At 69.9% G+C, this 23,471-nt stretch carries 26 protein-coding genes and 2 pseudogenes; 3 read left to right on the plus strand and 25 right to left on the minus strand.

What is annotated here, in order from left to right; genetic code table 11:
• Nucleotides 1-175: 175 nt before the first annotated feature.
• A complete protein-coding gene (locus AB0H75_RS49530) occupies nucleotides 176-943 on the plus strand; it encodes an MFS transporter (RefSeq protein ID WP_367808950.1) in 768 nt (255 codons plus the stop codon).
• On the opposite strand, the gene AB0H75_RS49535 is transcribed toward AB0H75_RS49530, so the two are convergent.
• The 20 genes from AB0H75_RS49535 to AB0H75_RS49630 form a co-directional block, all read right to left on the minus strand.
• Nucleotides 902-1,279 carry a DUF4158 domain-containing protein gene (locus AB0H75_RS49535; protein ID WP_367808996.1) on the minus strand — a complete coding sequence of 126 codons (378 nt, stop codon included), beginning with the start codon at nucleotides 1,277-1,279 and terminating at the stop codon, nucleotides 902-904. The two genes, AB0H75_RS49530 and AB0H75_RS49535, sit on opposite strands and share 42 nt — an antisense overlap.
• A gap of 153 nt (nucleotides 1,280-1,432) precedes the next feature.
• Complete coding sequence (locus AB0H75_RS49540) at nucleotides 1,433-2,443, minus strand: NAD-dependent epimerase/dehydratase family protein (protein ID WP_367808952.1); 1,011 nt, start codon at nucleotides 2,441-2,443, stop codon at nucleotides 1,433-1,435.
• Nucleotides 2,440-3,948, minus strand: coding sequence for a cation:proton antiporter (locus tag AB0H75_RS49545; RefSeq protein ID WP_367808954.1), 1,509 nt, complete (start codon nucleotides 3,946-3,948; stop codon nucleotides 2,440-2,442). The genes AB0H75_RS49540 and AB0H75_RS49545 overlap by 4 nt, the downstream gene beginning before the upstream one ends.
• 3 nt (nucleotides 3,949-3,951) lie before the next feature.
• Entirely contained in the window at nucleotides 3,952-5,178 is a 1,227-nt protein-coding gene (locus tag AB0H75_RS49550) for a hypothetical protein (RefSeq protein WP_367808956.1), read from the minus strand.
• On the minus strand, nucleotides 5,175-6,455 hold the full coding sequence (locus AB0H75_RS49555) for a phenylacetate--CoA ligase family protein (RefSeq protein ID WP_367808958.1): 1,281 nt from the start codon (nucleotides 6,453-6,455) through the stop codon (nucleotides 5,175-5,177). Before AB0H75_RS49555 ends, AB0H75_RS49550 begins: the two co-directional genes overlap by 4 nt.
• Before the next feature lie 2 nt (nucleotides 6,456-6,457).
• Nucleotides 6,458-7,138: a hypothetical protein gene (locus tag AB0H75_RS49560; RefSeq protein WP_367808960.1), complete on the minus strand. Its 681-nt coding sequence runs from the start codon at nucleotides 7,136-7,138 to the stop codon at nucleotides 6,458-6,460.
• Nucleotides 7,108-8,343, minus strand: coding sequence for an ATP-grasp domain-containing protein (locus AB0H75_RS49565; protein ID WP_367808962.1), 1,236 nt, complete (start codon nucleotides 8,341-8,343; stop codon nucleotides 7,108-7,110). Before AB0H75_RS49565 ends, AB0H75_RS49560 begins: the two co-directional genes overlap by 31 nt.
• Entirely contained in the window at nucleotides 8,340-9,320 is a 981-nt protein-coding gene (locus tag AB0H75_RS49570; RefSeq protein WP_367808964.1) for a glycosyltransferase family 2 protein, read from the minus strand. Before AB0H75_RS49570 ends, AB0H75_RS49565 begins: the two co-directional genes overlap by 4 nt.
• Before the next feature lie 57 nt (nucleotides 9,321-9,377).
• Nucleotides 9,378-10,121 carry a hypothetical protein gene (locus tag AB0H75_RS49575; protein WP_367808966.1) on the minus strand — a complete coding sequence of 248 codons (744 nt, stop codon included), beginning with the start codon at nucleotides 10,119-10,121 and terminating at the stop codon, nucleotides 9,378-9,380.
• The gene (locus AB0H75_RS49580; protein WP_367808968.1) at nucleotides 10,057-10,590 is read right to left on the minus strand and encodes a hypothetical protein; all 534 of its coding nucleotides are present in this window, start codon (nucleotides 10,588-10,590) and stop codon (nucleotides 10,057-10,059) included. The genes AB0H75_RS49575 and AB0H75_RS49580 overlap by 65 nt, the downstream gene beginning before the upstream one ends.
• Nucleotides 10,591-10,626: 36 nt before the next feature.
• Entirely contained in the window at nucleotides 10,627-11,508 is an 882-nt protein-coding gene (locus AB0H75_RS49585) for a hypothetical protein (protein ID WP_367808970.1), read from the minus strand.
• 1 nt (nucleotide 11,509) lies between these two features.
• Nucleotides 11,510-11,872: an SgcJ/EcaC family oxidoreductase gene (locus tag AB0H75_RS49590; protein WP_367808972.1), complete on the minus strand. Its 363-nt coding sequence runs from the start codon at nucleotides 11,870-11,872 to the stop codon at nucleotides 11,510-11,512.
• A 28-nt stretch (nucleotides 11,873-11,900) separates the two neighbouring features.
• Nucleotides 11,901-12,890 (minus strand): hypothetical protein, encoded by a 990-nt coding sequence (locus tag AB0H75_RS49595; RefSeq protein WP_367808974.1) that lies wholly within the window; start codon nucleotides 12,888-12,890, stop codon nucleotides 11,901-11,903.
• A complete protein-coding gene (locus AB0H75_RS49600; protein ID WP_367808976.1) occupies nucleotides 12,880-14,409 on the minus strand; it encodes a hypothetical protein in 1,530 nt (509 codons plus the stop codon). Before AB0H75_RS49600 ends, AB0H75_RS49595 begins: the two co-directional genes overlap by 11 nt.
• Nucleotides 14,410-14,421: 12 nt before the next feature.
• A complete protein-coding gene (locus AB0H75_RS49605) occupies nucleotides 14,422-15,399 on the minus strand; it encodes a UDP-glucuronic acid decarboxylase family protein (protein ID WP_367808978.1) in 978 nt (325 codons plus the stop codon).
• 869 nt (nucleotides 15,400-16,268) lie between these two features.
• Nucleotides 16,269-16,661 carry a transposase gene (locus AB0H75_RS49610; RefSeq protein ID WP_367808980.1) on the minus strand — a complete coding sequence of 131 codons (393 nt, stop codon included), beginning with the start codon at nucleotides 16,659-16,661 and terminating at the stop codon, nucleotides 16,269-16,271.
• A 1-nt stretch (nucleotide 16,662) separates the two neighbouring features.
• The gene (locus AB0H75_RS49615; protein ID WP_367808998.1) at nucleotides 16,663-17,070 is read right to left on the minus strand and encodes an IS3 family transposase; all 408 of its coding nucleotides are present in this window, start codon (nucleotides 17,068-17,070) and stop codon (nucleotides 16,663-16,665) included.
• 143 nt (nucleotides 17,071-17,213) lie between these two features.
• A complete protein-coding gene (locus tag AB0H75_RS49620; protein WP_367808982.1) occupies nucleotides 17,214-17,582 on the minus strand; it encodes a transposase in 369 nt (122 codons plus the stop codon).
• 247 nt (nucleotides 17,583-17,829) lie between these two features.
• Nucleotides 17,830-18,003: a hypothetical protein gene (locus tag AB0H75_RS49625; RefSeq protein WP_367808984.1), complete on the minus strand. Its 174-nt coding sequence runs from the start codon at nucleotides 18,001-18,003 to the stop codon at nucleotides 17,830-17,832.
• 52 nt (nucleotides 18,004-18,055) lie between these two features.
• Complete coding sequence (locus AB0H75_RS49630; RefSeq protein WP_367808986.1) at nucleotides 18,056-18,823, minus strand: SDR family NAD(P)-dependent oxidoreductase; 768 nt, start codon at nucleotides 18,821-18,823, stop codon at nucleotides 18,056-18,058.
• 165 nt (nucleotides 18,824-18,988) lie between these two features.
• On the opposite strand from AB0H75_RS49630, the gene AB0H75_RS49635 reads away from it, so the two are divergent.
• Nucleotides 18,989-19,540 (plus strand): TetR/AcrR family transcriptional regulator, encoded by a 552-nt coding sequence (locus AB0H75_RS49635; RefSeq protein ID WP_367808988.1) that lies wholly within the window; start codon nucleotides 18,989-18,991, stop codon nucleotides 19,538-19,540.
• A gap of 5 nt (nucleotides 19,541-19,545) precedes the next feature.
• Here the strand turns inward: AB0H75_RS49635 and AB0H75_RS49640 are convergent, their stop codons facing one another.
• Both AB0H75_RS49640 and AB0H75_RS49645 read right to left on the minus strand, forming a co-directional pair.
• The gene (locus AB0H75_RS49640) at nucleotides 19,546-19,698 is read right to left on the minus strand and encodes a hypothetical protein (protein WP_367808990.1); all 153 of its coding nucleotides are present in this window, start codon (nucleotides 19,696-19,698) and stop codon (nucleotides 19,546-19,548) included.
• Between the two features lie 40 nt (nucleotides 19,699-19,738).
• A pseudogene (locus tag AB0H75_RS49645) lies at nucleotides 19,739-20,161 on the minus strand (IS5 family transposase); the annotation flags it as partial.
• Here AB0H75_RS49645 and AB0H75_RS49650 point away from each other — a divergent pair.
• Nucleotides 20,094-20,531 (plus strand): hypothetical protein, encoded by a 438-nt coding sequence (locus tag AB0H75_RS49650; RefSeq protein WP_367809000.1) that lies wholly within the window; start codon nucleotides 20,094-20,096, stop codon nucleotides 20,529-20,531. The pseudogene AB0H75_RS49645 and the gene AB0H75_RS49650 sit on opposite strands and share 68 nt — an antisense overlap.
• 266 nt (nucleotides 20,532-20,797) lie before the next feature.
• Here the strand turns inward: AB0H75_RS49650 and AB0H75_RS49655 are convergent, their stop codons facing one another.
• The 3 genes and pseudogenes from AB0H75_RS49655 to AB0H75_RS49665 all read right to left on the minus strand — a co-directional run.
• Nucleotides 20,798-21,556, minus strand: coding sequence for a hypothetical protein (locus AB0H75_RS49655; RefSeq protein ID WP_367808992.1), 759 nt, complete (start codon nucleotides 21,554-21,556; stop codon nucleotides 20,798-20,800).
• 185 nt (nucleotides 21,557-21,741) lie between these two features.
• Nucleotides 21,742-22,134, minus strand: coding sequence for a peptidase inhibitor family I36 protein (locus AB0H75_RS49660; RefSeq protein WP_367808994.1), 393 nt, complete (start codon nucleotides 22,132-22,134; stop codon nucleotides 21,742-21,744).
• A 314-nt stretch (nucleotides 22,135-22,448) separates the two neighbouring features.
• Nucleotides 22,449-23,471 (minus strand): annotated as a pseudogene (locus tag AB0H75_RS49665) (hypothetical protein); the annotation flags it as partial.

The following is a 23,471-nucleotide window of genomic DNA, read 5'->3' on the forward strand; positions in this document are numbered from 1 at the left end:
CTCCACCTGCCGGGAGCCGCCGCCGGAGCGCTGACGACTCTTCCCGCGTTGTTCTTCGGCCTGGCGGGCCCGGTGGCACCACTGCTGGCCCACCGTCTGGGCATCGAACGCAGCCTGGCCTGGGCACTGGCCGCCATCGCGGCGGCCACGGCGATGTGGCTCGGCGGCTCGGCCCTTGCGCTACACCATCGCGCTGGCCTCCTCCTCCTCCTCCTCCGCCATCGCCGCCGCCGTGACCGTTCCCCTCGGAGACGCGATCGGGGGTGGCTGGCCCACCGCCCTGGCCATCTGGAGCCTTCCCGCGCTCGTCGCCCTCATCGTCTGGACGCCGCAGCTACGTTCAGGCGCGCGCTTCGCTGATCGCTCGGCAGGGCCCAGCCTGGCCCACCTGCGGCGGCTGCTGCACGACCGGCTCGCCTGGCAGGTCACCGGGCTGTTCGGACTCCAGGCGCTCAGCTATCACACGATCTTGGCCTGGCTGCCGTCCATCTTCATCGACGCGGGGATCGACCAGGGCACCGCCGGATTCCTGCTGTCCGTCACCGGTTTCGTGGCCATCCCCGTCTCCCTGGTCCTGCCCACCCTGGCGGCCAGAGGCCCGAGCCAACGCCCCTGGATCGTCCTCCTGACCGCCCTCACCGCCACCGGTCTTCTGGGGCTGCTCATCACCCCCACCGCGGCTCCCTACCTGTGGGCGACCCTGATGGGGCTCGGCCAGGGTCCCACCTTCCCGCTGCCCCTTACCCTCATCGTCCTGCGCTCCCGGACCACCGGGGACACCGCTGCCCTGTCCACGATGGCGCAGTCCATCGGCTTCGTCATCGCGGCCGCGGGCCCCCTCACATTCGGCCTGCTCCAAGCCGTAACCAGCACATGGGCCGGCCTCGCCCTACTCTTGGCCCTACTCGTGCCACAACTGTGCACCGGGCTGGCGGCGGGCTGAGCGGCTGCAACCACCAATCGCTGACCTCGGGCTTTCACGGTCGTGGCGACGTCCTCGGCATGGGCGCACCTGTCGCCGTGGCGCGCGCGGCCGGTCGCCGGGATCGGCCGGGTACTCGACCACGACCCGCGGCACGCCCACCGGATCCTCCAGGAACATGCCGAGCATCCGCACCGTCCCCCACTGCACCGCCCAGCCCAGCCAGTTATGCCGCCGGCGCTTCTGACGCGTGGTGTCCAGCGCGGCCGCGTCCAGAAAGAAGAACCGCTCCAGCTCCTCCGGCGTCGGATCCGCCACGAAGGCTCCGTACCGGCGGACCTGCTCAGCCGAGAACAGTACTCATGACCACGACGTCGGTACGCTGACCTGCCGGTTCGACGCGTAGCGCCAATACTGGCGAGTAAGATCCCGGCTCCCGCCCTGCGCGCCCCCCTCACCAGCGGCCGGCGCGCAGCAAAGAGGCGAGGACGGCAGCGCCGGCCGCAGGGATCACCGGACCACGACCCGCCAGGAAGGCGGCATGTTGCGGGTGACCTCGATCCCCGAGAACGCCGACGGCTCCTGCGGCCCATGCTTCTTCGCCCAGGCGGCCATCTGCGCGAGCCCCTCGGCCAGCGACACCGAGTCCGGCTCCACCTCCAGGATCTCCCTTGCCTTGTCGTGCGCGGAGAAAGCGTGCATCACCTCGTGCCGAGCATCCAGGTGCCGCACCCGCAGCGGCGCGTCCATCGCCTCCGCCACCGCCCGCGCCAGCTCGTTCAGGCTGTACGGCCGGTCGCCGCCGATGTTGAACACCTCCCCGTAGGCGCGCGGGTTGTCGATCGATCGAGCGATCGGCAGTGCCACGTCGTCGATGTGGCTGAAGGCCCTGGTCTGCTCGCCGTCGCCGAAGACGGTGCACTCCTCGCCCCGCAGGATCTGGTTCATGAAGACCCCGATGACGTTGCGGTAGCGGTCGCCGATGTTCTGCCGCTCGCCGTAGACGTTGTGCGGCCGGAAGATGATGTACGGCAGCCCGAACATCTCATGGCTGACCTTCAATTCCTGCTCGACGGCGTACTTGGCGATCCCGTACGGATCCACCGGCGTCGGCGTCAGGTCTTCGGTCATGGGCGGGCTGGCATGGCCGTAGACGGCGATGGAGGAGGTGAAGACGAAGCAGCGCACGGTCCCGGCGTTGACCGAGGCGTTGATCAGGTTCACGCTCCCGATCACGTTGTTGGTGTAGTTGTAGCGCTTGATGAAGTGGCTGAGCCCTTCGGCGGCGTACGCGGCCAGGTGGAACACGTAGTCGAACTGGTGGGTGCGGAACAGCTCGTCCACGGTCGCCGGATCGCATACGCTGCCCTCGTGGAGGACGGCACCGACGGGCACGTTGGCGGCGAATCCGCCCGACAGGTCGTCGAGCACCACGACTTGATGCCCGGCGTGCAGCAGGTGGGCCGCCACGTGAGAGCCGATGAACCCGGCGCCCCCGGTGACAAGCGAGGTGAAGGTCATGAAAGTCGGTCCTTTCCATCGGTGGTGACGGCGTGGTGGGCCGCGAGCCCGTAGGCGGGCCCGGCGGGGTTGAAGAGCTTGAGCACGCGCAGCGCGGGCACGGCCATGACGGTGGTGACCAGCGCCATCACCACGAGCATGGCGAAGGCTCCGCCGCTGATGACGCCGGCGCTCAAGCCGGTGCTGAGCACGACGATCTCGGTAACTCCGCGCGCGTTCATGAGCACGCCGAGGCCGAGGGCCGGCCGGCCGGGCATGCCTCCGGCCAGGGCGACCACGTAGGCGGTGCCCAGCTTGCCGAGTATGGCGACCACGAGGAGCACCGCCCCGCCGACCAGCACGGACGGGTGGCCGAGGGCCAGCCGGATGTCGGTCTGCAGCCCGATCGAGGCGAAGAAGACCGGCAGCAGCATGGCCTGGTTGAGCGTACCGAGGCGCTCCGGCACGGTACCGAGCACGGCGGTGTCGCGTGGCAGCACGATGCCGGCCAGGAAGGCCCCGAAGATGGCGTGAACGCCGATGGCGTCCGTGGCCGCGGCCAGTGCGAAGATCAGCCCGAGGACGAGGGCCAGACCGGCGGGCGTGGGCAGTCCGGTCCCGGCGTAGCGGGCGGCGAGGGCACGCAACGCGGGACGTACGACGAGCAACAGGACCAGGACGAGCCCGCAGGTCAGCGCGACCGCGGTCAGCACCCCGGCCGGGCTGCGCGCCTGCGTGACCGCCAGCACCACGGCCAGCGCGCACCAGGCCATGACGTCCGCCACGCCCGCGCACACCATGGCCAGCGACCCCAGCCTGGTGCCGGACAGCCCCGACTCCTGCACGATCCTGGCGAGCACCGGGAAGGCGGTGACGCTGAGCGCGGTGCCGATGAACAGCATGTACGCGGTGGTGCCGCCCGACGGCCCGGCCATCGTGGCGACGAACGGGATCGCCGCGACGGCGCCGAGCGCGAACGGCACCGCCATCATGGCCACGCTGGCCGCCCCGATGACGCTGCGCTGGCGGCCGAGCACCTGCGGGTCGAACTCCCTGCCCACGGTGAACATGAAGATCGCTAGGGCGGCCTGGGCGATGAGGTTCAGGTTGGGCGCGATCCAGGCCGGCGCGATCAGTTCCATCGTTCCGGGCGCCAGGGCGCCCAGGGCCGAGGGGCCGAGCAGGAGCCCGGCCACCATCTGGCCCACCACGGTGGGTTGTCCAAGCCGACGGGCCAGCATGCCGCCGAGCGAGGACAGCCCGCTGATCATTCCCACCGCGACGAACAGCCGCAGCGCGAACTCGGCCACCGTGACCTGCTCCGCGCCCGCGGGTGCCGCCGCCTGCCCTGGACCGCCCGCGCCGTCGCCGAAGACGGCCAGGGCCAGCGCCACGGCGGCAGCGGTCAGCGCGAGGGCAAGGATCAGGCCGCGCGCGGGCGAGGGCAGCAGCCGCTGCTCGGTCTCCGCGAGCGGATCGGTTTCCTCACTCGATTCGGTTCTCTCAGGTGGACTCTGGGTACCCATCTTTCACACCCCCATGAGGTGACGGGAGGATCGCGGCCGCAGCCAGCGCAGGATCGCCCCGGCGTGGATCAGCTCACCGAACGCGATCAGGGCGACCGCGCCGAGCGCGCCCGCCCAGGGCACGACGACGAAGGCCAGCGCGCCGATCACCGCCAGCGACACGGCCGCCCCGGCGGCGGTCGCGTCCAGTGCCTGGCGGGTGGCGTTCTCCATCAGGTAGTTGGCGCTTCCAACGGCGAAGATGACCGGGATGCAGGCGACGTAGAGGATCACGACCCCCACATCGCCGTACGGCCGCAGCACGGCCGGCGCCAGCGCGAGCGCGGCCGCCACGTACGGCGTGCCGGTCAGCATCAGCAGCCGCAGCCAGCGTGACAGCCGCTCGTAGGCCGTGGTCAGGTCCCGATGGTGCAGCGCCCGGGACACTTCGGGCTGCAGGATGCGCAGCAGGTAGGAGAAGGCGTTGAGCAGGATCGACGAGGCTGTGGCCGCCATGTAGAGTCCGGTGCTCTCCGCCTGTGCGCCCGCCACGGACAACGCCAGGAACATCAGGCTCGTCGTCAGCCCGCCGGCCAGGTCGGGCACGGCCATGCGCAGCGACGTGCCGATGGCGGCCCTGGCGAGCGTGCGGCGCCGCAACCCGCGGAAGTCGGGCCGCAGTCCGAGCAGCAGCGCTAGGTCGAGGGCGGCCAGCGTGCCGGCGTACAACGCCAGGAACGTCACCGGTGTCATCCCGAGCAGCAGTGCCACGCCCGTCCAGCAGCCCAGCGCCGACGACAGAACGAGGTGGTTGGCCACGTCGCGGCCCGGCTTGCCGATGGCCCTGGTCAGGCCGAGGAGCACCTGGTTGAGCCCTAAGCAGATGTTGCTGAGCCCGGCGAGCGCGACCAGCGGCCACGGGCCGCTGCGCCCGAGCGCCAGCATGCCGCCGAGAACGGCGAGCGCCACCGCGAGCAGCACCCCGACGAGTACCACGAAGATGCCGACCAGCAAGGGCACGGTGTGACGTAGCCGGGGGATCAGCTTGAGCGCGCACTTCTCGATGCCCGTGGAGGCGATCGAGGACAGGACGGCCGCGCCGCCCATGGCCTGCGCGTACGCCGCGTACCCCGGCTGGCCCCAGGCGGCCAGCAGAGCCAGGTTGGCCAGCAGCAGCGTCCCGCGGAAGGCCGCCCGCCCGCCGACGAGCGCCGCCAGCCGCTTGACCGTGGCCGCCGCGGGACGTTTCATGCGGTGGGCGCGACGAAGTCGGAGGTGATGAACCTGCCCTTGCCGCCCTGGGTGATCCGTACGGACTCCGCCCGCACGACCTCCAGCGGGAACTCCCGGCCGGCCAGCGTGAACAGCTTCGCGCGGGCGGCCGCGAACACCTGCTCGCCGGCCGCCTCGTCGCTCGGCACGACGTGGAGGCGTACCAGGCCGTCGGCCTGCTGGTGGACGAAGCACTCGCTGATGCCCGGATGGGTGGCGGCCAGGTGCAGGAACGCGTCCGGGTAGAGCCGTTCCCCGGAGGGCAGTGTGACGTAGTCGTTGCTGCGTCCAGCGGTCAGCCGCAGGGTGCGGAAGCGCCGCCCGCAGGGGCAACGGCCCGGCTCGACGCGGCCGAGGTCTCCCAGGCCGTAGCGCAGCAGCGGCATCGCCCGCTCCAGGAACGAGGTGACCACGACCTGGCCCTCCTCGCCGTCGGGCACCGGCTGGCCGCGGTCGTCCACGATCTCGCAGTAGACGCGGTCCTCGCCGAGGTGAGCCCGGCTGTGGCGGCAGTCGTAGGTCACGTTGAGCACCTCGAACGCCGAGTACTCGTCGAAGACCGGTGCCCCGAACTGCGTGGCGAGCATGGCCCGATGCTCAGGCAGCAGCAACTCCGACTCGGTCATCACGATCCGCAGCGTGCGCCGTAGCCGCGTCAGCTCCTGAGGGGTCAGCGCTCGCAGCAGAGCCCGCAGGTGGACCGGGTAACCGATCAGCACCTTGGGCCGGTTGGCCAGCAGCTCCGCCTTGATCTCCGCCATGGGCCGGTGCGAGAGGATCACATGCCGCCGGAACAGTCCGAACCGTTCGAACACGCGGGCGGGTGGCGCGAACGGCCGGATGTGGCTGAGCCGGTCGGTGGGCAGGTAGCGGCCGGTCGCCAGGAACCTGCGGACGCAGGCGGCCATGTGGTAGTCGTGGCTGTCCTGGTCGTGCAGAATTCTGACCCGCCGCCCGGTGCTGCCGCTGGTCTGAAACGACAGGCACTTCTCGGGATCCACGCCGTCGGCCAGCATGCGCTCCAGCGGCTGCTCGCGCAGCACCTGCTTGTCCAGGACCGGGAGCTCGGCCAGCTCCGCCAGGTCGCGCAACGGCCCGCGCGCGTAACGCGGATCGTCGCGGTAGTACGGCACTCGGGTCCTGGCCAGGTCCAGCAGCCGGTTGACCTCGCGAAGCTGGCGGCGGCGCAGCCCGGCCACGCCGCCATACTGGCGCGCGATGGTGAGCGGCACGTACGCCGCCTCGCGTGCGAGCATGGCTACACGCTCTCCGTCCGCGTCCGCACGACCCGCACCTTGAGCACGTCCCACCAGCGCTGCGGGCTGAAGAACACCGCCAGCCCCAGCACCACGTGCACCAGGATGAAGACGTACGCCTCGACCTTGGTGGGCGGGTGCCCGAGGAACACGGTCATGTGCGAGGCCCAGTCCCACACCTCGGGGATGGTGGCGTAGGCCGGGTCGGTGTGGTCGTTGACCGTGAGGAAGGCGAGGTCCTCCAGGCCGGACAGCATCAGCAGCAGCATCCCGTACGACAGCCTGCGCACCAGCGCGGCCGTGCCGCCGCCCAGCCGGAAGGCCAGCACCGTCGCCAGGATGAGGAACGGGGTCACTGTCAGGACGTGGTAGTACAGGCCATGGAATGCTTCGGCGGTGCCGGACGCCACCCCTCCGAAGAAGAAGATCTTCGGTACGAAGTACAGGAAGTACAGCAGGAACGCGGGCGGCACCAGCAGTAGTGCCAGTCTGTAGCGCCTGGCCCACTCTACGTCAAGCCTGGCCACGGCCTCGGTGGCGAAGATGAAGGGCAGCAGCTTCACCAGGAAGATGCCCAGCGACTTCACCTCCCGGTCGTGGGGGAGACCAAACCAGACGAACGCTGCGGCGGCGACCGCCAGCGCCGTGAAAATCAGGAAGCCGAGCGGCTTGCGGGGGAACATTCGGAGCCTTTCACATCAGGTTCGATCTCGAATCGGAAGGTGCTCAGGACCCGGTCGAGCGCGTCTTCCAGCTGTTCCCGCGTGCCGGCGACCATGACCAGGTAGCCGAGCTTGTGCCCGGCCTGCGTGTAAGCGCGTACGTGGTCGCCCGGTGCCTTGAACACCTGGACGTCCACCACCTCGGGCATGCTCCGCAGTTCGTCGAGGCCCTTGACGGCGGTGAGCACGCCGTCGGTCTCGGCGGTCAGGATGCGCAGCGCGGCGGTGCGCATGGCGGTGACGTCCATGGCCAGCGGCTCGCCGAGCGCCAGCCGGATGGCCGCCTCGACCGTGTTCAGCCCGAAGGCGTGCCGTACCATCAGCGGCATCCCGTTGCCGCCCAGCCTGGCGCCCATCTCGATGAAGCAGAGGTCGCCGCTGGGCTTCAGCACGAAGTCGAAGTTCACCGGGCCCTGCCGGTGCCCGACCTCGGCGCAGATGGCGGTGACTGCCTCGGCTATCCGCGCGTACACGGACGGGTCCAGGTCGGCGGGTACCACGTGGGCCAGGCTGATCATCGCGGGCGGGCCGGTGACAACGCGGTCGGTGACGGCCATGAACGCCAGCCGCCCGTCGGCGAAGAACGACTCCACCGCGCCGTGGCGGCCTACGATCAGCTCCTCCAGGATCACCTGCCTGGAGAAGGAGTTCTCGCGGGCGTACTCGATGGCCCCCGACAGGTCGGCCGGCCCATTGAGCACGGTGATGCCCTTGCTGCCCGACGAGTCGGCCGGCTTGACGATCAGCGGGTAGCCCAGGACCGCCGCCGCCCTGGTCAGCTCCTCGACGTCGTCGGCCTGCGTGTAGCGGTACGCGGGCAGCCCCAGCCGGTCGACCACCTCCCGGAAGAAGCCCTTGTCCACCGTGCACCGCAGCGCGTCGGGCGCGGTGCGGTGCGGAGTGCGATAGATGCGGCTCAGCTCGGCCACCGACTCCTGTGCGGCGTCGCTGGCCGGGGAGATGACGGCTGCGACGTCGATGGGGCCCAGGGCGGCGGCGATTCCCTCCGGGTCCCTGCTGGTCATGCAGAGGAACTCGTCGGCCTCGGCTGCCCCGAGCGCGTCGGGCCGCTGGTCCACGCCGATCACCCGATAGCCCAGCCGGCGCCCCTCCCGGTAGGCGGGGATCTGGTCCTCGCCTCCACCGAGCACGATGAGGTTTCTCAACTGGCGTTCTCCCGGACTCCGGCGGCGACGTAGGGGGTTTCGTGTCCGTACAGGGCCTCGTCCGCGCGGATCGGGATATTGGCCTCCCGGATCTGGTAACGCGGCACGCCGATCGCCTGCACGCGCATCACCCGGATGAGGTAGCGGGCGATCACGGCAAGCAGCATGAGCGTGACCAGGGACGTGACCAGGGCGGTCAGGACGACGGCGAGCTGTCCGAGCCACCCGGCCAGCGCTAGCACGACGATCGCGGCGTCCCCGGCCACCGCGGCGGCGGCCAGGCCGATGAGCCAGGCCAGCGGGCGGAACGAGAATCCGACGAACAGCTCGATGGCGTGCGGGAAGAGCTTGCGCAGGTTCCACTTACCGACGCCGTCCACCCGCGGGTGATGCTCGGTGGGCAGCGTGGTGTAGCGGGCGCCGATCAGTGGCGCGGTGGCGATGAAGTACGGCGTGGACAGCCGGCTGCCCACCACCTTGCGCGCCACGCTGGTCCTGACGACGCGGAAGACCGACGCGCCCTGCGGCAGCTCGATGCCGAGCCAGCTCCGGGCGATCGTCTGGTGCGCCCAGGTGCCGAGTTTGCGGTGCCAGGGGTCCTGGCGGTTCTCGCGCACGGCGAAGACCACGTCGTAGCCCTCGAGCGCCTTGGCCACGAGCCGGTGCATCTCGTGCGGGGGCGACTGCAGGTCAGCGTCGAACTGCACGGTCCAGGACTTGGAGGCGTATGTGAACCCCGCGGAGAAGGCCGCCTCCAGGCCGAAGTTCCTGGCGAAGGAGAGGTACTTCACCCGGGGATCGACGGCGGCGAAGCCCTTGATCGCCTCCAGGGTGCCGTCGGTGCTGCCGTCATCGATGAACAGCAGCTCGGCGTCGTCGTACTTGCCGAGCTCCGCCTGGATCTCCTGGTAGGCGCGCTCGACACAGTCGATCTCGTTGTAGCACGGGATCATCGCGGTGATGCCGGGGGGCGGCATGCGGGCGTCCTTGACACCCGCATGCGCCCTTGTCGAACAGATGAGGTCCATCATGTGTCAGTCGAACATCGCGTGCATGGTCTCGTGGGTGGCTTCCTTCTTGGTGTCCGCCTCACTGGCCCAGCAGGTGTTGAGGATGATGCGTGTCTTGTCCGCGTTGAGGGGGATCGTGCGGTGCAAGGTAGTGTCGGAGCGCAGGAAGTAAAGGTCGCCGGTGACATGACCCCAGGTCCTGATCGGATGCTCCTGGAGGTACTCCTCGACGCGGGGGTCCTGCTTGTTCCAGTCGGTGTGCGGGACGGTCTGTAGCTGGCCGCCGTACTTGGCCTCCGGGGCCTCGATGATCCAGATCACGGTGAAGCTGAAGTCGCCCCAGTGCCAGCCGTGCGTGTCGCCCTGCTTGTGCTGGCGGATAGCGATGTACTTCTCCTCGTCCCAGGGGCACTGGACGACCGGCTGCGCCGCCAGCCGGCCCAGGAAGCCCATGAGGGCCTCCGACTCGTAGATCGCCGGGATCAGCTCGCTGTCCTTGGCGATCGCCTGCTGGCTGATCGTGCTCATGTAACGGGGGGAGTTGCCGGTCTCGGCCAGGTGGATGTCGATCCGCTTCTCGTGCATGTCGAGCAGGCGGTGAACCTCCGCGCTGGTCTCCGCGAACAACGACTGCGGAACCAGGCCGGGCAGCTTCACGTAGCCCTCGCGGCGGAAGTGCTGCGAGAGCTTGCGTACTGCGTGATCATCGGAGTACGTGGCCTTCAGGTGTTCGGCGATGCGCTGGTCGATCGTCTTCTTCAAAGACATGTGACACGGAACCTTTCTCAGTTGCGGAATCATCGGAAAGCGCGCGATCTTCGAGCGCTTTCACGATCTTGATCTTTCCGTTGGCTTCTGGGGTGATCCGGGTGGCCGTTCGCACGGTGACCTCAAGGCCGGGTGACCTGCGGCGCGACACCTGCGCGACGTACGTGAGGAAGTCCCCCCGGTGGCGGCGGCCGCCGTTCCCGGCGATGCGGTCCTGACCGCGGCCCAGCACCTCGCGCACGATGGGCGTGGCGGCCCGCCCGCAACGGCAGTCGCCGGGGCTGATGTGCACCAGGTCGCCGAGCCGGTAACGGGCGAGTGGCATGGCCCGGCCGCGCAGCCGGGTGAGGCGGATGTGGAAGTTCCGCAGCACTCCGAGGCGCTCGAACGGGTGGCGCCGGAACGGGCTGACCCGGAGATACGCGATCCTGCCGGCCAGGCGTAGCCCGCTGGCCAGCAGATCCCGCACATAGGTGGCGCGCGGGCAGCCCGGGTCGCGCTCCGATCACGACACCGCCCCAGGGCGGGTCAGCACGGGCGTGCCGTGCTCCCGGCACAGGTCCACGGCCAGGTCCTCCGTGCCGGGCACGCTGATCCCCACCAGGGTCGGCCGGCGTCGGCGCAGCAGCGTGAACAGCATTCCCGCCGGGGTCCGGCGGACGTGGACGCGCCGCCAGTTCAGGTGGATCCGCCGGCAGTCCCGACGGCGGCCGCCGAGATAGCCGAGGAGCCGGTCGTGCAGCACATGGCCGTGCGCGTCCCGGCCGTGCGCGTCCCGGTCGTGCGCGTCCCGGTCGTGCGCGTCCCGGTCGTGCGCGTCCCGGTCGTGCGCGTCCCGGTCGTGCGCGTCCCGGTCGTGCGCGTCCCGGCCGTTCAGGGGGACGCGCACGAGCCGGCGGACCCGGCCCGGGTGCTCGGGCAGCTCGGCGAGCTGGCCGGGGTCTCCCAGGACGGCGGGCTCGCGGGCCGCGCGGAAGGCCCGCAACCCGGCCTCGCGCACCTCGGGGCCGGCGACCTCGGCGTCCACGCTCAGCAGGACGTGGTAGCGCGCGCTGCCGAGCCGCCCCCAGTCGAGCAGCGCCCGGCGCACCTCGAACAGGGGCCGCTCGCCGCGGTACTCGCCGGTCAGCCGCAGCGCCTCCAACAGTTCGGCCGACTCGCCGATCCAGGCGGGCTCCTCGCGTCGCCGCTCGTAGGGCGCCTCCAGTGGGCACAGCCTGCCCAGCAGCGTCTCCAGCCGTGTCGCAGGGGTGGGCGCCGGCTCCTCGCGCCGCGCACCCGCCTCGGCCCACATCTCGCGGTAGTACGGCACGGTGCCGAACGCCCGCGCCACCGCGGCCCGGTAGCTCCGCTCCCATCCCCCCTGGGAGAATCTCCGCCCGACCACGTCAGCGGAAGGTGTTCTGGTCGTGGACGAGCAGCCACCGCTCGTCGCTCCGGACGAAGTACAAGGTCAGGTAGTAGAGCTTCTGGTACGGCTTGCCGTCCGGGTCCAGGTCGTCGTACACGACCGACAGCAGCGCGAAGGCGGCGTCCCCGGCCGTCTCCACCCGCACGGTTTCGGCCCTCAGCGACCAGTCGTGGTCGGAGAACCAGGCCCGGTGGTAGGCGGCGATCTCCTCCGCCCCCCGCAGCAGCTTGCCGTTGGGCAGGACCAGCGTGACATCCTGGTGCACCGTCGCCAGGTACCCCTCCAGGTCGCGGGCCTCGATCGCCTTCAAGTGCGCGTCGAGCGCGGGTGGGAACTCCATGGTGTTCGCCTTTCGCAATAGCGGACGGTCACCAGGCGGCCGGCACGGCCGTCTGGGGAATCAGCTCGCACCCGAACCGTTGCTTGAGCTCGGCCATCCCCTTGCCGAACTCGCAACCCTCGCGGCCGTGCCCGATCATGTAGTCGATCTCGCGTAAGTACAGGTCGAAGTAGAGGTTGCGGCGGCCCCCGTCGCGAACCTCCAGCGCGCCGGTCACCGTGGTGACCAGCCGCTTCCCGTCGTCGAAGGCCAAGTCGAAGGAGAGCAGCCGGTCCCCGGCCAGATGGCCGAAGTACCGCACGCCCTCCGCGCCACCGAGCAACTGGAAGTAGCGCACGGGCAAGGGCGCCTCGGAGCTCCCGTGCTTGCGCAGGGTGGCCTGGGCCAGCGCGGCGGCCTGCACCGGGTCGATCTCTCCCGCGCCGGCCAGCACGCGCGTGCCATCGGCGGCCTCCTCGTGGATCCGGCGCAGCCGGCGACGCCGATCGCGCGGCAGGTCCGCGAAGTAGTCCTCCATGTCGGGCCAGCGGTTACGCAGCTGTGTGTTGGGCGTGGTCCTGATGTGGGGCCGGTGGCGGCGCGCCACCACCGGCACCATGTCATCGGTCACCTGGCGGTAGACGATGCCCAGGCAATGGCGACCCAGCCGGCGCCGCAGCGACTTCTCGAAGGCGGCCAGCACGGCGGCCCTGTCACCCTCCGGCAGCTCGGCGGCGAAGACGAATCCGCTGGTGAAGCCGATGAGCATGCGGCAGTTGAACCATCCGAGCGGCGGCAGTGCGCCCGGCTCGGTGTACCTGCCGCCGCGCGGCGGCAGCCCGACCACCTCGCCGCTGAACACGGCGGCCACCCGGCCACCGTCGCGGACGATGCCCAGCCGGATCGGCCGGGTGGAGCACCAGGCCACCGCGGTAAGCGCGTCCGCGTCCCAGGCCGCGATCAGGCCCTCCTGCTTGCGGAAGACCTCCCAGTCCGTGGGCACCGGCTGCGTCATCGGATCGACGATCTCAACCCGCATCGCCATCACCCGGCCTGAGCTGGGACAGCACTCGTTCACGCAGGGGACGCTCGCCGCGCTCGGCGTGGACGCGTACGGCGGCGGCAAGCGCGTCCCGTCCGAAGAGCTCCGTCAGCCGCCGTAGCGGCGGCCCCGACTCGGTGCCGAACAGGGTCAGGTAGAGGGTCCGGTACCACGCCCGCGTCCATCGCGCCGACAGGTCGCCACCGCCCGGCAGGTCGCCGGGCACCTCCTGGACCGTCCGGTCGATCCAGCAGCGGCCGTGCGCGGCCAGCCAGGCGCGGGCGTGTCGCACCCGTTCGGCGGCGGCCGGCCCCAGCAGCGCAATGACGCGGTCCACGTCGTAGCAGTGCGACTGGAGCAGCCCCAGCACGTGCCGCATCCCCGGCTGCGGGCCGGTGTCGGCGTCCTCACTGGCGATGAGCCCGTGCAGCGCCGTGGCCCGGCGCTCGCCCGCCCGCACCTGGGCCAGGAAACGGTCGTAGGCGGCGTAGGCGGCGACGAACGGGGCGAAGTCCAGGCTGATCCGGAAGTCGGACAGGCAGTTGGGCCTGCCGTACAGGAAGAGGATCAACCGCGGCGGCATGACCCGCAGAAGATCCGTGAGCGTCAGCCCGCCGCCGCGCGACCCCGACACCTTGCCGGTGTCCGTGGACTGGCGGACCAGGCCGTACGGCACGATCACCGGCTGGTACGCGCGCAGGTATTCGCGGTAGATCGCCCGGGTGCGGTCCATTGTGCTGCCCGCGCTGCAGTGATCCTGCCCCGCGGGCTCGCAGTCGATGCGCTCGTGCGTGACCCGCAGCGTCCAGTCGAGCGCCCATGCGGGCTTGACGAGCTCGACGCGCCGGGTGGTGGTCAGGGTGCCGCAAGAGTCGCAGGCGTAGCGCACCCGGTCACGGCCGAGCCTGAGCGTACGCGTGCCGCCCCGGCCGCACTGCTCGCAGTAGACGCTGAACAGGTGCTCGGGCACCTGCCCGAGGAGCCTGCCGAGCTTGCCCGCACCGCGCAGATAGCGGCGCTGGAGCGGCACGTAGGTGCCGGCCAGGTAACGTTCGTGCTGGTAGTGGGTCTGCCAGCCGAACTCCGCCGGGACGCGCCCGTCCGCGTCCGCCTCCGGCGGGCAGATGCCCATGCGCTTCAGTTCGGCGATGTAGCGGCGGCAAATCCGTGTGCTGCGCTCGGTGGCGGCGCCCAGCGGACGCCCGCCGTACCCGGTCAGCTCGGGATCGCGGGCGCCCTGGGCGGGCCGGATGGGGTCGTAGTCGTCGAAGCTGAGCAGGATCAGCGAGTCCTGACCCAGGCGCCGCAGCGCCCGGTGGACCAGGTACGCGCAGGCGGTGTCGCGGAAGTTGCCGACGTGGAACCAGCCGCTGGGCGACATACTGGTCTGGATCACTACGCGCCGCTCCGGCCCGTGCCGCTCGATCAGGCGCTGGGCGTAGTCGTGAGCCCAGTGCGGGTGGGAGCGGTCCTGTCTGAACAGGTCGGCATAGCCGACCCCGGCAGTTGTGCTCATGCGCTTTTTGTCCTAGGCGCCGGTGCGTGCCAGGTCATCCGCCGTCCAAAGCTGCGGATGCTCTCGGAACCAGGCGATGGTGCGCCGCAGGCCGTCCTCGATGGACGTCTTGGGTATCCAGCCCAGGTGGGTCTTGGCGAGCGTGATGTCGGGACGGCGGATCTTGGGGTCGTCCTCGGGCTGCGGCATGAACACGATCTCCGACGTGGAGCCGGTCAGCTCCTTGATCCACTCGGCCAGCGTGAGCATAGAGATCTCGTGCGGGTTGCCCAGGTTGATCGGGCCGCCGAGATCGGAGTTGAGCACCCGGAAGATGCCCTCGACCAGGTCGTCCACGTAGCAGATCGACCGGGTCTGCGAGCCGGTGCCGGACACCGTGATCGGCTCGCCGAGCAATGCCTGCCTGATGAACGTGGGGATCGCACGCCCGTCGAACGGCCGCATCCTCGGACCGAAGGTGTTGAAGATGCGCAGGATCGCGGTGTCGACGCCGCAGGCCCTCCTGAAGGCCATGGTCATGGCCTCGGCGAAGCGCTTGGCCTCGTCGTAGACGCCGCGCGGGCCCACCGGGTTTACGTTCCCCCAGTACGTCTCCGGCTGCGGGTGGACCAGCGGGTCGCCGTACGTCTCCGAGGTGGAGGCGAGCACGAACCGGGCGCCCTTCTCCTTGGCCAGTTCCAGGGCGTTGAAGGTGCCGCTGGATCCGACCCGGAGCGTGTCGATGGGTAACCGCAGGTAGTCCGCGGGTGAGGCGGGCGAGGCGAAGTGCAGCACGGCGTCCACGGCGTCCGGGAGAACCAGGTGCTGGGACACGTCCGTCCGGATCAGCCGGAAGTGGTCGTCGGCCATCAGGTGCTCAACGTTGGACACCTCTCCGGTCAGGAAGTTGTCAACGCAGTAAACCATGGAGCCCTCGGCTCGGAACCGCTCGCTGAGGTGAGATCCGAGGAATCCGGCGCCGCCGGTGATGGCCACGGTCGGCCATCTCATCTGACCCGCTCGCTGCTGTCCGCGCGATTTATGACAGCACGAAAAACCACGGTGCGTTCCCCCATTGGCTAATGACCGGAGCGTTCCCTGCGAAACGCTCACCAAGATCGCTTGGAATGCTCCGCAGATTACGTCGCACGTCTCGGCAGCGTCAATCTTCATATGGAGTCGTATGCGGGGACATATCGGACATGTAGTGGGTTTTAGATAATGAATCAAGTTTCAATTATATCTGCTGCTGTGCGCTGTGACCTGCTGGTTCTCAAATCGGCTCATGCTTCTAATGTTCTGGAAAAACATCTCCTTGCGAGCACGCATGAGCCGGCGTCGGGCCGGTAGGCATTGGGATGTTCGGATCTGCTGCGAGGCCATGGCCGCGAGCGGGAACGGTCGTCGAATATTCCGGAGACGGCCCGGATTTATGTGGCAAGCCTATGGCGAATTTATGGTTCTTTTGTGGAGCCGCCTATCTTTGCCGGCCCGGAGGTGCGCGGGAATCGCCTCCGTGTGGCGAGGGGTTTCGCGTGCCGGGCGCCCGGAGTCCGGGGGAGTCCCGGCAATGTACCGGCTCTGTGGCGGTTGTGGGACGCCGTCGGCGATCATGCGCTGTGTGATCTGTCGGCAGCATCACGTCTGGCAGGAAAGGGAGTCATGCCGGAGCAGGGCATCAGGAGCAGGGCATCAACCGACGTCGGCTGCTGACCTCGGCCGCGGCCCTGGGTGGCCTCTCCCCGGGGCCGGCCACCGTTCCCGGTCTCGCGCGGGCCGCGGCCGCGCACCGCGCGACCCGCGGCGCCGACACAGGAGAATCTCGCGGACGCGTCATCCTTCGACAGTTGGACGGCCTTCAACACACAGCGGGAGCCCCACTACCTTTGGGGTGTCAATCCCCTCAAAGTGTGGAGACGGTTCTCTGCCACAGCGGTCCTCAGCAGGACCGTTGATGCTTGCCGCTTCTCGATCATCTGACGCTCGAATGTGACAGGTGGCAGCCCGTCATGGGCACCGCGCCTGCGGTTGATGGTGTAGAAGTCCGCGATCCAGGTCGCGATCTTCAGCCGGGCCTCCGCGCGAGTACGGAAGCGGTGACGGTGCACGAACTCGACCTTCAGGATGCTGTCGAACGCCTCCGAGGCGGCGTTGCCGAGCGCGCACCCAACCCGGCCCATCGACTGCACCGCTCCGTGCTTGCGGCATTCGGCCTGGTAGCGGGCAGCCGTATATTCCGAGCCGCGATCGGAGTGGAAGATCACCCCGTCCACATCACCACCCCGCGTGACCACAGCCATCTGCAGCGAGGCAGGTCAGCGCCGCGTCATGGTGTTCGGACATGGCGTAGCCGAGCAGCCGGCGGGAGAACAGGCCCTCGACCGTGGCCAGGTACAGCTTGCCCTCATCGGTGTCGATCTGCGTCACATCGCCGCACCACACGTCCGGCGCGACCGCGTCGAACTTCCGGCGGACCATATCCGGCGCGGCCGGCCGCTTGCCCTGCCGGGTCAGCGAACGCGGTCTCTTCGGCCTGCGGCCGGCCAGGCCGAGCTCGGCCATCCGCCTGGCCACGGTGTTCTCCGGCAGCTGCCAGCCCCCGGCCCGCAGGTCCTGGGTGATGCGGGGCGACCCGTAGGTGCCACCGGAAGCGGCGAAGTGCCGCTTGATCTCCTCATCCAGACGGGCGCGCCGCTCCTGGCGAGCCGTTGGCCTGCGGTTCCTCTACTTGTAGAACCACGAGGACGATACTCCCAGCGCACGGAAGCAGATCGTGTGGGGGACACCGAACTCGGTCCTCTGGGACTCGATGAACTCCACCACGGTCATCGGTTCAGCGAGTCCTTGACCCATAGGACCACGGATCGTTTGAGGACATCACGCTCGTCCTCCAGCTCCGCGCGCTCCTGCTCCCAGGCGGCCCTGTCCTTGGCGTGCTGCTTGACCAGCTCAGCCTTCTCCCGCCGCAGCCGCGCCAGCTCCTCCTGCTCAGACTCCTTCAGCTTGCCGCCTCCGTTGCCGTCCCGCCCGACCCCTGCTACGTGCCGGTCCATCTGCACCCAGTTGTCCAGCGTGTACTCGTTGATGCCCCGGTCTCGCGCGATGCGCGCGACGGGCTTGCCGGTCTCCTTCACGATACGCACCGCCCCAGCCCGGAACTCCGGATCAAAGTGCCACCTCGTGGTTCCAGCCACGACCAAACCTCTCCTGGTGCGGTCTCCACGCTATGAGGGGAAGCTCACATCTCAGATACGCCCGCCGCGTAACCGACAGGTCAGCGGCTGAAAGAACCCTTCAAGATCCACTCAATGTGGGTTTTGGGCTTATGTGGGTTGACCCCCGTAGACCGCCATCGACCCCAAAGAAGTCGGCGGCGGCTCACGCGCATGGTCGGCACTGTCAGTACCGGACCGCCCATCGCCAGCCCGAACGCGTAGCTGGTCAGGTCACGAGAACGCCGGTGCTGCTGAGGGGCACGTCCAGATTTGTGGCGATCAGGTGCAGGACGCCGACGACCAGCAGCTCGGCCATCCCCATGATGAACGACCCCGAGAACAAGGCGGCCAGGGCAGGGCCCGTCCGCTGATGGGTACGGTGCGTCGTAGCGACGCTCATGCAAGCCTTCTGGACGTCGACGCCGGAGCTCGACGGGCCTGGTTCGGGACGGTCATCGTTCGACGCGAGGTCCCAGGAAGAGGCCGCCGTTGACCTCGAGGACCTGACCGGTCACCCAGCGCGCGTCGTCCGAGGCGAAGAAGACCACCACGTCACCGATGTCGGCGGGCTTCCCGACGCGGCCCAGCGCGGCTAGGCCGGCAATCGCCTGTGCGGCCTCGCCGTCGCTCAGCCACGCGTTCATGTCGGTCTCGGTGACGCCGGGGGACACGGTGTTGACGGTGATGCCGCGTGCGCCCTGGGTGTGGGCGAGCGATCGGGTGAGAACGTTCAGCGCTCCCTTGCTCATGGAGTAGACAACCTCCGGGATCGCGAACCACGTCACGCCCGAGGACACGTTGATGATGCGGCCGCCGTTGGGCATGAGGGTGAGCGCACGCTGGGTGATGAACAGCGGCGCTCGCACGTTGACCGCGAAGACGTGTTCGTACTGCTTCTCGGTGGCCGCCTCGATGGTGGCGTCGTAGTCCTGGATGGCGGCGTTGTTCACCAGGATGTCGAGGGGCCGCCCGTCGAGGCCGGTTTCGAGGCCGGCGAACAGGGTGTCCACGTCCCCGTCCACACCGAGTTCCGCGCGTACGGGGAAGGCCTGGCCGCCGTTCGATCGGATGGTCGCCACGACGTCCCGCGCGGCGCTGTCGTTGCTGCCGTAATGCACCGCGACGAGGGCGCCCTCGGCGCCGAGGCGCTCGGCGATCGCACGCCCGATGCCTCGCGATGCCCCTGTCACCAGGGCCGTCTTGCCTGTCAGTCCTGTCATGGAGAAGTCCTGTTAATGTTAGGGGTCGTTTCCTAACAAACCATACAGATCCCTGAGAACAGGGGCAACCGGCACATCAAGGGACGTCTCCTCCACAGATAGGCTGCTCATATGGCCAGCTCGAAGGTCCGCAGACGACGCTCATCGGCAGAGACCCGGGAACACGTGCTCGAGGTCGCGCACGACCTGTTCTACTGGAACGGCATTCACCGAGTGGGCGTGGACAAGATCGCCGCCAAGGCGGAGATCGCCCCCATCACGCTCTACCGTCTGTTCCCCTCGAAGGACGATCTGGTCGCCGCCTACGTGGAGCGCAGCGAGCGCGCCTACCGGGAATGGTTCGCCCAGGCGACCCTGGCCGACGGCCGCAGCCCCCGCGATCGCATCCTGGCGCTGTTCGACGAACTCGTCGTCCAGACCCGACCGGGTCACAGCCGAGGCTGTCCCTTCCTCATGACCTTGACCGAGTTCCCCGATCCGGAGGTCGCCTGTCACCAGCACGCCACCGGCCTGAAGAGGTGGGCTCACGAGCGCATCGTCGAACTCGTGAAGGAGCTGGCGGAGGTCAGCCAGGTCGGCGACCCCGCCGCCCTGGCCGACCACCTGACCCTGATCATGGAAGGCGTGTACGCCTCGGTCCAAGCCCTCGGCGCCGGCGGGCCCGCCCGCCGGGCCCGGTCGCTGGTGGAGGCGATCCTGCCGCCCGCGGCATCCTGACCGACTCAGGCGACTTCGACGTCATTCAGTTCGGCCCGCCAGGAGCGGTGCTGGAACCGGAGGATGTTCCAGCCTGCCTTCAGGGTGACTTCCAGCGGAACCTGGGCCCAGCTGAGATTCGAGTACGACCCAACCAGTTGCGCCGAGTCGTCGTTCACCGTCACGGTGTGCTGAGCATCGCCGAACCGCTTAGAGCGCCTAACGCAATGAAGTGAGGCGTCGCCAGCAGATGAGTGCGCAGGCCAGTTCGAGGACGGTTTCGTGAATGTCGGCGCGGATCTCCCAGCGGATGCGCAGGCGGCGGAAGGCGTGCAGCAGGGCGAAGGTCTGTTCCGCGACCCAGCGTTGTTTGCCCAGGCCGGAGCCGTGTTCGGTGCCGCGGCGGGCGATCAACGGACGGATCTGCAGCTCGCGCACCAGGCGGCGGTACTTGTCATGGTCGTAGCCGCGGTCGGCGAGTACCACATCGGGACGCTGGCGAGGGCGGCCACGCTTGCCGCGCACCTTCGGGATCGCGTCCAGAAGCGGGCGCAACTGGGTGACATCGTTGCGGTTGGCGCCGGTCAAGATGACCGCGAGCGGGATGCCGGTGGCCTCGGTGATCAGGTGGTGCTTGCTGCCGGACGCGGCGGGCGGCCTGCTCGGCGGCCTGCTGGGCCTCGCGCGCGGCCTGGGCGCGGCGTTCGGCCAGCTCGGTGCGGGTGTCGGCCTCGGTTTTCTCGCGGCGGGCCTGGTCGGCGTCGGCACGGGCGGAGCGGGCCTGGGCCAGCGTGTCGGCGACGGCCTGGTCCAGATCGGCGCGCAGTCCGGCCGCCGCGGCGGCCAGCTGGTCGGCCAGCGGCCCGAGCACGGCGCCGGCCTGTTCCAGCCGGATCTCTCCGCTGTCGCGGGCGGGGGGCGCGGCCGCGACCCGCTTGCGGTTGAAACGGCGGCGGTGGTCGTCGCTGCAGTCCAGCGCGTCGGCCAGGGTCGCCGCGGCGGGTGCGGATGAGGTGCTCGCCGTGGCGGCCGTGGTCACGCACGCTGTCGTGAGCAGGGCGATCGGAAGGACCAGAAGCTTTTGAACTGCACAGGGTCTCCTTGGTCATGCCCCTGGTGGGCACGCTCCGGGCAGCACGCGGCATGCCGGCAGATGCGCGGCGCTTTGGGGGTGATGGCCGGAGACTATAACGATCTGACACAATAAGTATCTGTCCGATCACGTCTTGTGTTCATAGACGTGTGTTGGTGCGGCCTCGCGTTCTGACCGAAAGGGTGTCAGCCGTTGCCGATGATGCGGCGGGCGGCGCGTAGTTCGGCGTCGCGGGCGTCGCGGAAGCGGTCGAAGTCTCCGCGGTGGGCGGCGATGGCGTCGAGCTGTACGGCCTTGTCGGCGGCGGACCAGACGGCGACCAGGCCGGTCGTCTGTTTGCACTCGACGTCGGCCACGGCGACGGCGATCTCTCGTGGCGAGGTCAGGTCGGATTTCATCCAGGCCGGATCGCCGGCGGCGGCCAGGGGCGTGTCGTAGGTGAACCCCTTGCCGCTCATGCACCTGCTCCACGCCTCGAACGCCGCCATGACGGCGGGCATCCGCTGGGAGGCTGTGAACGTGCTGCCGATGTAGCTGTTCAACTGCTGCTGATCGAGCGCCGGTACGCCCTCGGCCACCCGCAGGCGAGCGGTGCGCCGGCAGCCGCCCTGACCGTCCGGCCCGTACGCGGTGCGCCTGCGGGCGAGGGGCAGGGCCTCGCGTCGTCGCCACACCTGTTCGCGGGCCCGCTGGTCGGGGGCCAGGGGTGGCAGGTGGTAGCCGTACCGCTCGGCGACCTCGGGTTCGATCACGCCGTAGCGTCGCCGGTGCATGGGGTCACTGTCGGTGGAGGCGGGCGGCGGTAGCATCTCCCAGTCGAAGCCGGCGGCCCGCATGCAGGCGCGGGTGAGCAGGTCCTCGGCGTACTCGATCGTCTGGATGTCGAGCCGGGACAGGGTGAAGGCGTCGAAGGGGACGGTGAGGCTGCGGGCCTCGGCGCTCACGGGGGGCGGTTCCGGTACGGGCGCCTTCGGCGGGCGCGCGCACCCGGTCAGGAGGACGAGGCCAGCCGCGGCCGCGAGCCGCCCCGCGCGGGGCGGCCAGGCGGGGCGGCGGCGAGCGGCCGGAGGAAAGAGATTCGGCATGGTGTGCTTCCTCGTAGCGCTGCGGGCCGCCGCCCTGCGGCTTGCTAGATCACGAAACGGACGGAGCTGGCGACGTTGTCGAAGTTGGAGGGGTTGTGGCTGTTGTGGGTGAGGTCGCTGTCCTCGGAGTGGGCGAGCGCGGAGTAGGCGGCGCCGGAGTAGTTGGCGTCGGAGTACATCACCGCGCGCTGGTCGCCCTGGTTCCTGAACGAGCTGATGTTGTCGTTGATGCTCGCCCCGGTGCCGGACCAGTAGTTGTTGATGAAGTTGGCGTCGTTGCCCGTGAGGTATGCCGAGCGGCCCTTGAAGTCGTCGTGCTCGTACACCGAGAGCGAGCGGGGCGCGGACGCCGCCGCGTCCGCCGGGGGTCCTGCCACGAGCAGCCCGGAGATCCCGAGCAGCGTGGCGCCTGCAGCTGTCACGAACCTGTGCTTCATACGCACTCCCTGGGGTGGGGCGCCCGCTGGTCGCCGGAGGCGCCGCGATGGTGTGGTCCTTGTCGTCCGATCTTCGCGAGGGGAGAGGGCGTCGGCGAAGGTGCCCGCTTGCGTCGCTGTGAGCGTTCTAACCATAACGGAAAGTAGCCGCCAAGTGGCGATGTCCGTACGGGGATGCCACCGGACCGGGGGCACAGGGAGCGGCAGGCGCGCTGGGTGTTGCGTTGCCCGGTGCCGGACAGAGTAGCCAGGTAAGCGGCAACGGAGGTGTTCCGCCCTCGCGGTCGTGGAGGTTGGCCCCCTCTCCTTCCATGTCATGTACGTGAGGAGGCGGCGAGCAGGCCAGCCGCCAGGGCGCGAACGTGCCGGCCGTCGCCCAGCCGGATCTGCCGGTCCTGGTGGTGCAGCACCACGAGGCCGTCCGGCTGCCGGGCGACGGCGATGCCGACCTCGGGCAGCAACACGCCGCGCGCCCCGTCGCCGAGGTCGCCGCCGAGGTCGGCCAGCTCGGGCAGCACCAGCCCGGCGGCGGCCTGCGCGGCGGCCAGCCTGTCACGCAGGTCCCGGACCTGTCCGGCGTCGCGCTCGCGTTCGGCCTGGGCGGCGCGGGCCTGCTGCTCGGCGGCCACAGCGCGCTCGCGCTGAAGGTCGCGCTCGGCGCCGACCTGGCGCAGCTCGTCCTCGGCGCGCTCCTGCAGCCGCGCCGCGGTGGCGGCCTCACCCTGGGCGACGGCCAGAGCCAGGCGCGCGTCGGTCGCCTGCTGCCGGGCGATCTCGGCGTGGCCCTCGGCGGTCTCGGCCCGGGCCTGGGCCTGGCGGCTGTCGCGCTCGGCGCGTTCGCGGGCAGCGACGGCGTCGGCGAGCTCGGCCCGCAGGGTCGCGGCCTGGCGGGCGTGCTCGGCGGCGGCGGCGCGCAGCCGGTCGAGCTCGCGGCGGGTCTCCTCCAGCTCGGCGATCTTCGCCTCGCGCTCGGCCATGGCCTGGTCACGCTCGCGCAGGGCGTCCTCGCGGGCCTGCTCGGCGGTGTCGCGGGCCTGCTCGGCGGCGCCGCGGGCGCGTTCGTGCTCGGCGGCCTGGGCCCAGGCGGCGCGGGCGTCGGTCTTGGCGTCGGCGATCTGGCGGTCGGCCTCCTGCCGGACGCGGCGGGCGGCCTGCTCAGCGGCCTCCTGGCGTTCGCGGGCGTCTCGGGTGCGGCGCTCGGCCAGCTCGGCGCGGGTGTCGGCCTCGGTCTTCTCGCGGTGTGCCTGGTCGGCGTCGGCGCGGGCGGAGCGGGCCTCGGCCAGCGCGGCGGCCACGGCCGTGTCCAGGTCGGCGCGCAGCGCGGCCGCCACGGCGAC

The sequence above is a fragment of the Nonomuraea sp. NPDC050783 genome (assembly GCF_040802095.1).
GTDB lineage: Bacteria > Actinomycetota > Actinomycetes > Streptosporangiales > Streptosporangiaceae > Nonomuraea.

What these genes read in the sequence shown, in the direction of transcription:
- AB0H75_RS49540 (WP_367808952.1), bottom strand. Translation starts at nt 2,443, where the DNA reads ATGACCTTCACCTCGCTTGTCACCGGGGGCGCCGGGTTCATCGGCTCT.
- AB0H75_RS49550 (WP_367808956.1), bottom strand. Translation starts at nt 5,178, where the DNA reads ATGAAACGTCCCGCGGCGGCCACGGTCAAGCGGCTGGCGGCGCTCGTC.
- AB0H75_RS49590 (WP_367808972.1), bottom strand. Translation starts at nt 11,872, where the DNA reads ATGGAGTTCCCACCCGCGCTCGACGCGCACTTGAAGGCGATCGAGGCC.
- AB0H75_RS49600 (WP_367808976.1), bottom strand. Translation starts at nt 14,409, where the DNA reads ATGAGCACAACTGCCGGGGTCGGCTATGCCGACCTGTTCAGACAGGAC.
- AB0H75_RS49575 (WP_367808966.1), bottom strand. Translation starts at nt 10,121, where the DNA reads ATGTCTTTGAAGAAGACGATCGACCAGCGCATCGCCGAACACCTGAAG.
- AB0H75_RS49555 (WP_367808958.1), bottom strand. Translation starts at nt 6,455, where the DNA reads ATGCTCGCACGCGAGGCGGCGTACGTGCCGCTCACCATCGCGCGCCAG.
- AB0H75_RS49660 (WP_367808994.1), bottom strand. Translation starts at nt 22,134, where the DNA reads ATGAAGCACAGGTTCGTGACAGCTGCAGGCGCCACGCTGCTCGGGATC.
- AB0H75_RS49630 (WP_367808986.1), bottom strand. Translation starts at nt 18,823, where the DNA reads ATGACAGGACTGACAGGCAAGACGGCCCTGGTGACAGGGGCATCGCGA.
- AB0H75_RS49605 (WP_367808978.1), bottom strand. Translation starts at nt 15,399, where the DNA reads ATGAGATGGCCGACCGTGGCCATCACCGGCGGCGCCGGATTCCTCGGA.
- AB0H75_RS49560 (WP_367808960.1), bottom strand. Translation starts at nt 7,138, where the DNA reads ATGTTCCCCCGCAAGCCGCTCGGCTTCCTGATTTTCACGGCGCTGGCG.
- AB0H75_RS49545 (WP_367808954.1), bottom strand. Translation starts at nt 3,948, where the DNA reads ATGGGTACCCAGAGTCCACCTGAGAGAACCGAATCGAGTGAGGAAACC.
- AB0H75_RS49595 (WP_367808974.1), bottom strand. Translation starts at nt 12,890, where the DNA reads ATGCGGGTTGAGATCGTCGATCCGATGACGCAGCCGGTGCCCACGGAC.
- AB0H75_RS49570 (WP_367808964.1), bottom strand. Translation starts at nt 9,320, where the DNA reads ATGCCGCCCCCCGGCATCACCGCGATGATCCCGTGCTACAACGAGATC.
- AB0H75_RS49625 (WP_367808984.1), bottom strand. Translation starts at nt 18,003, where the DNA reads ATGAGCGTCGCTACGACGCACCGTACCCATCAGCGGACGGGCCCTGCC.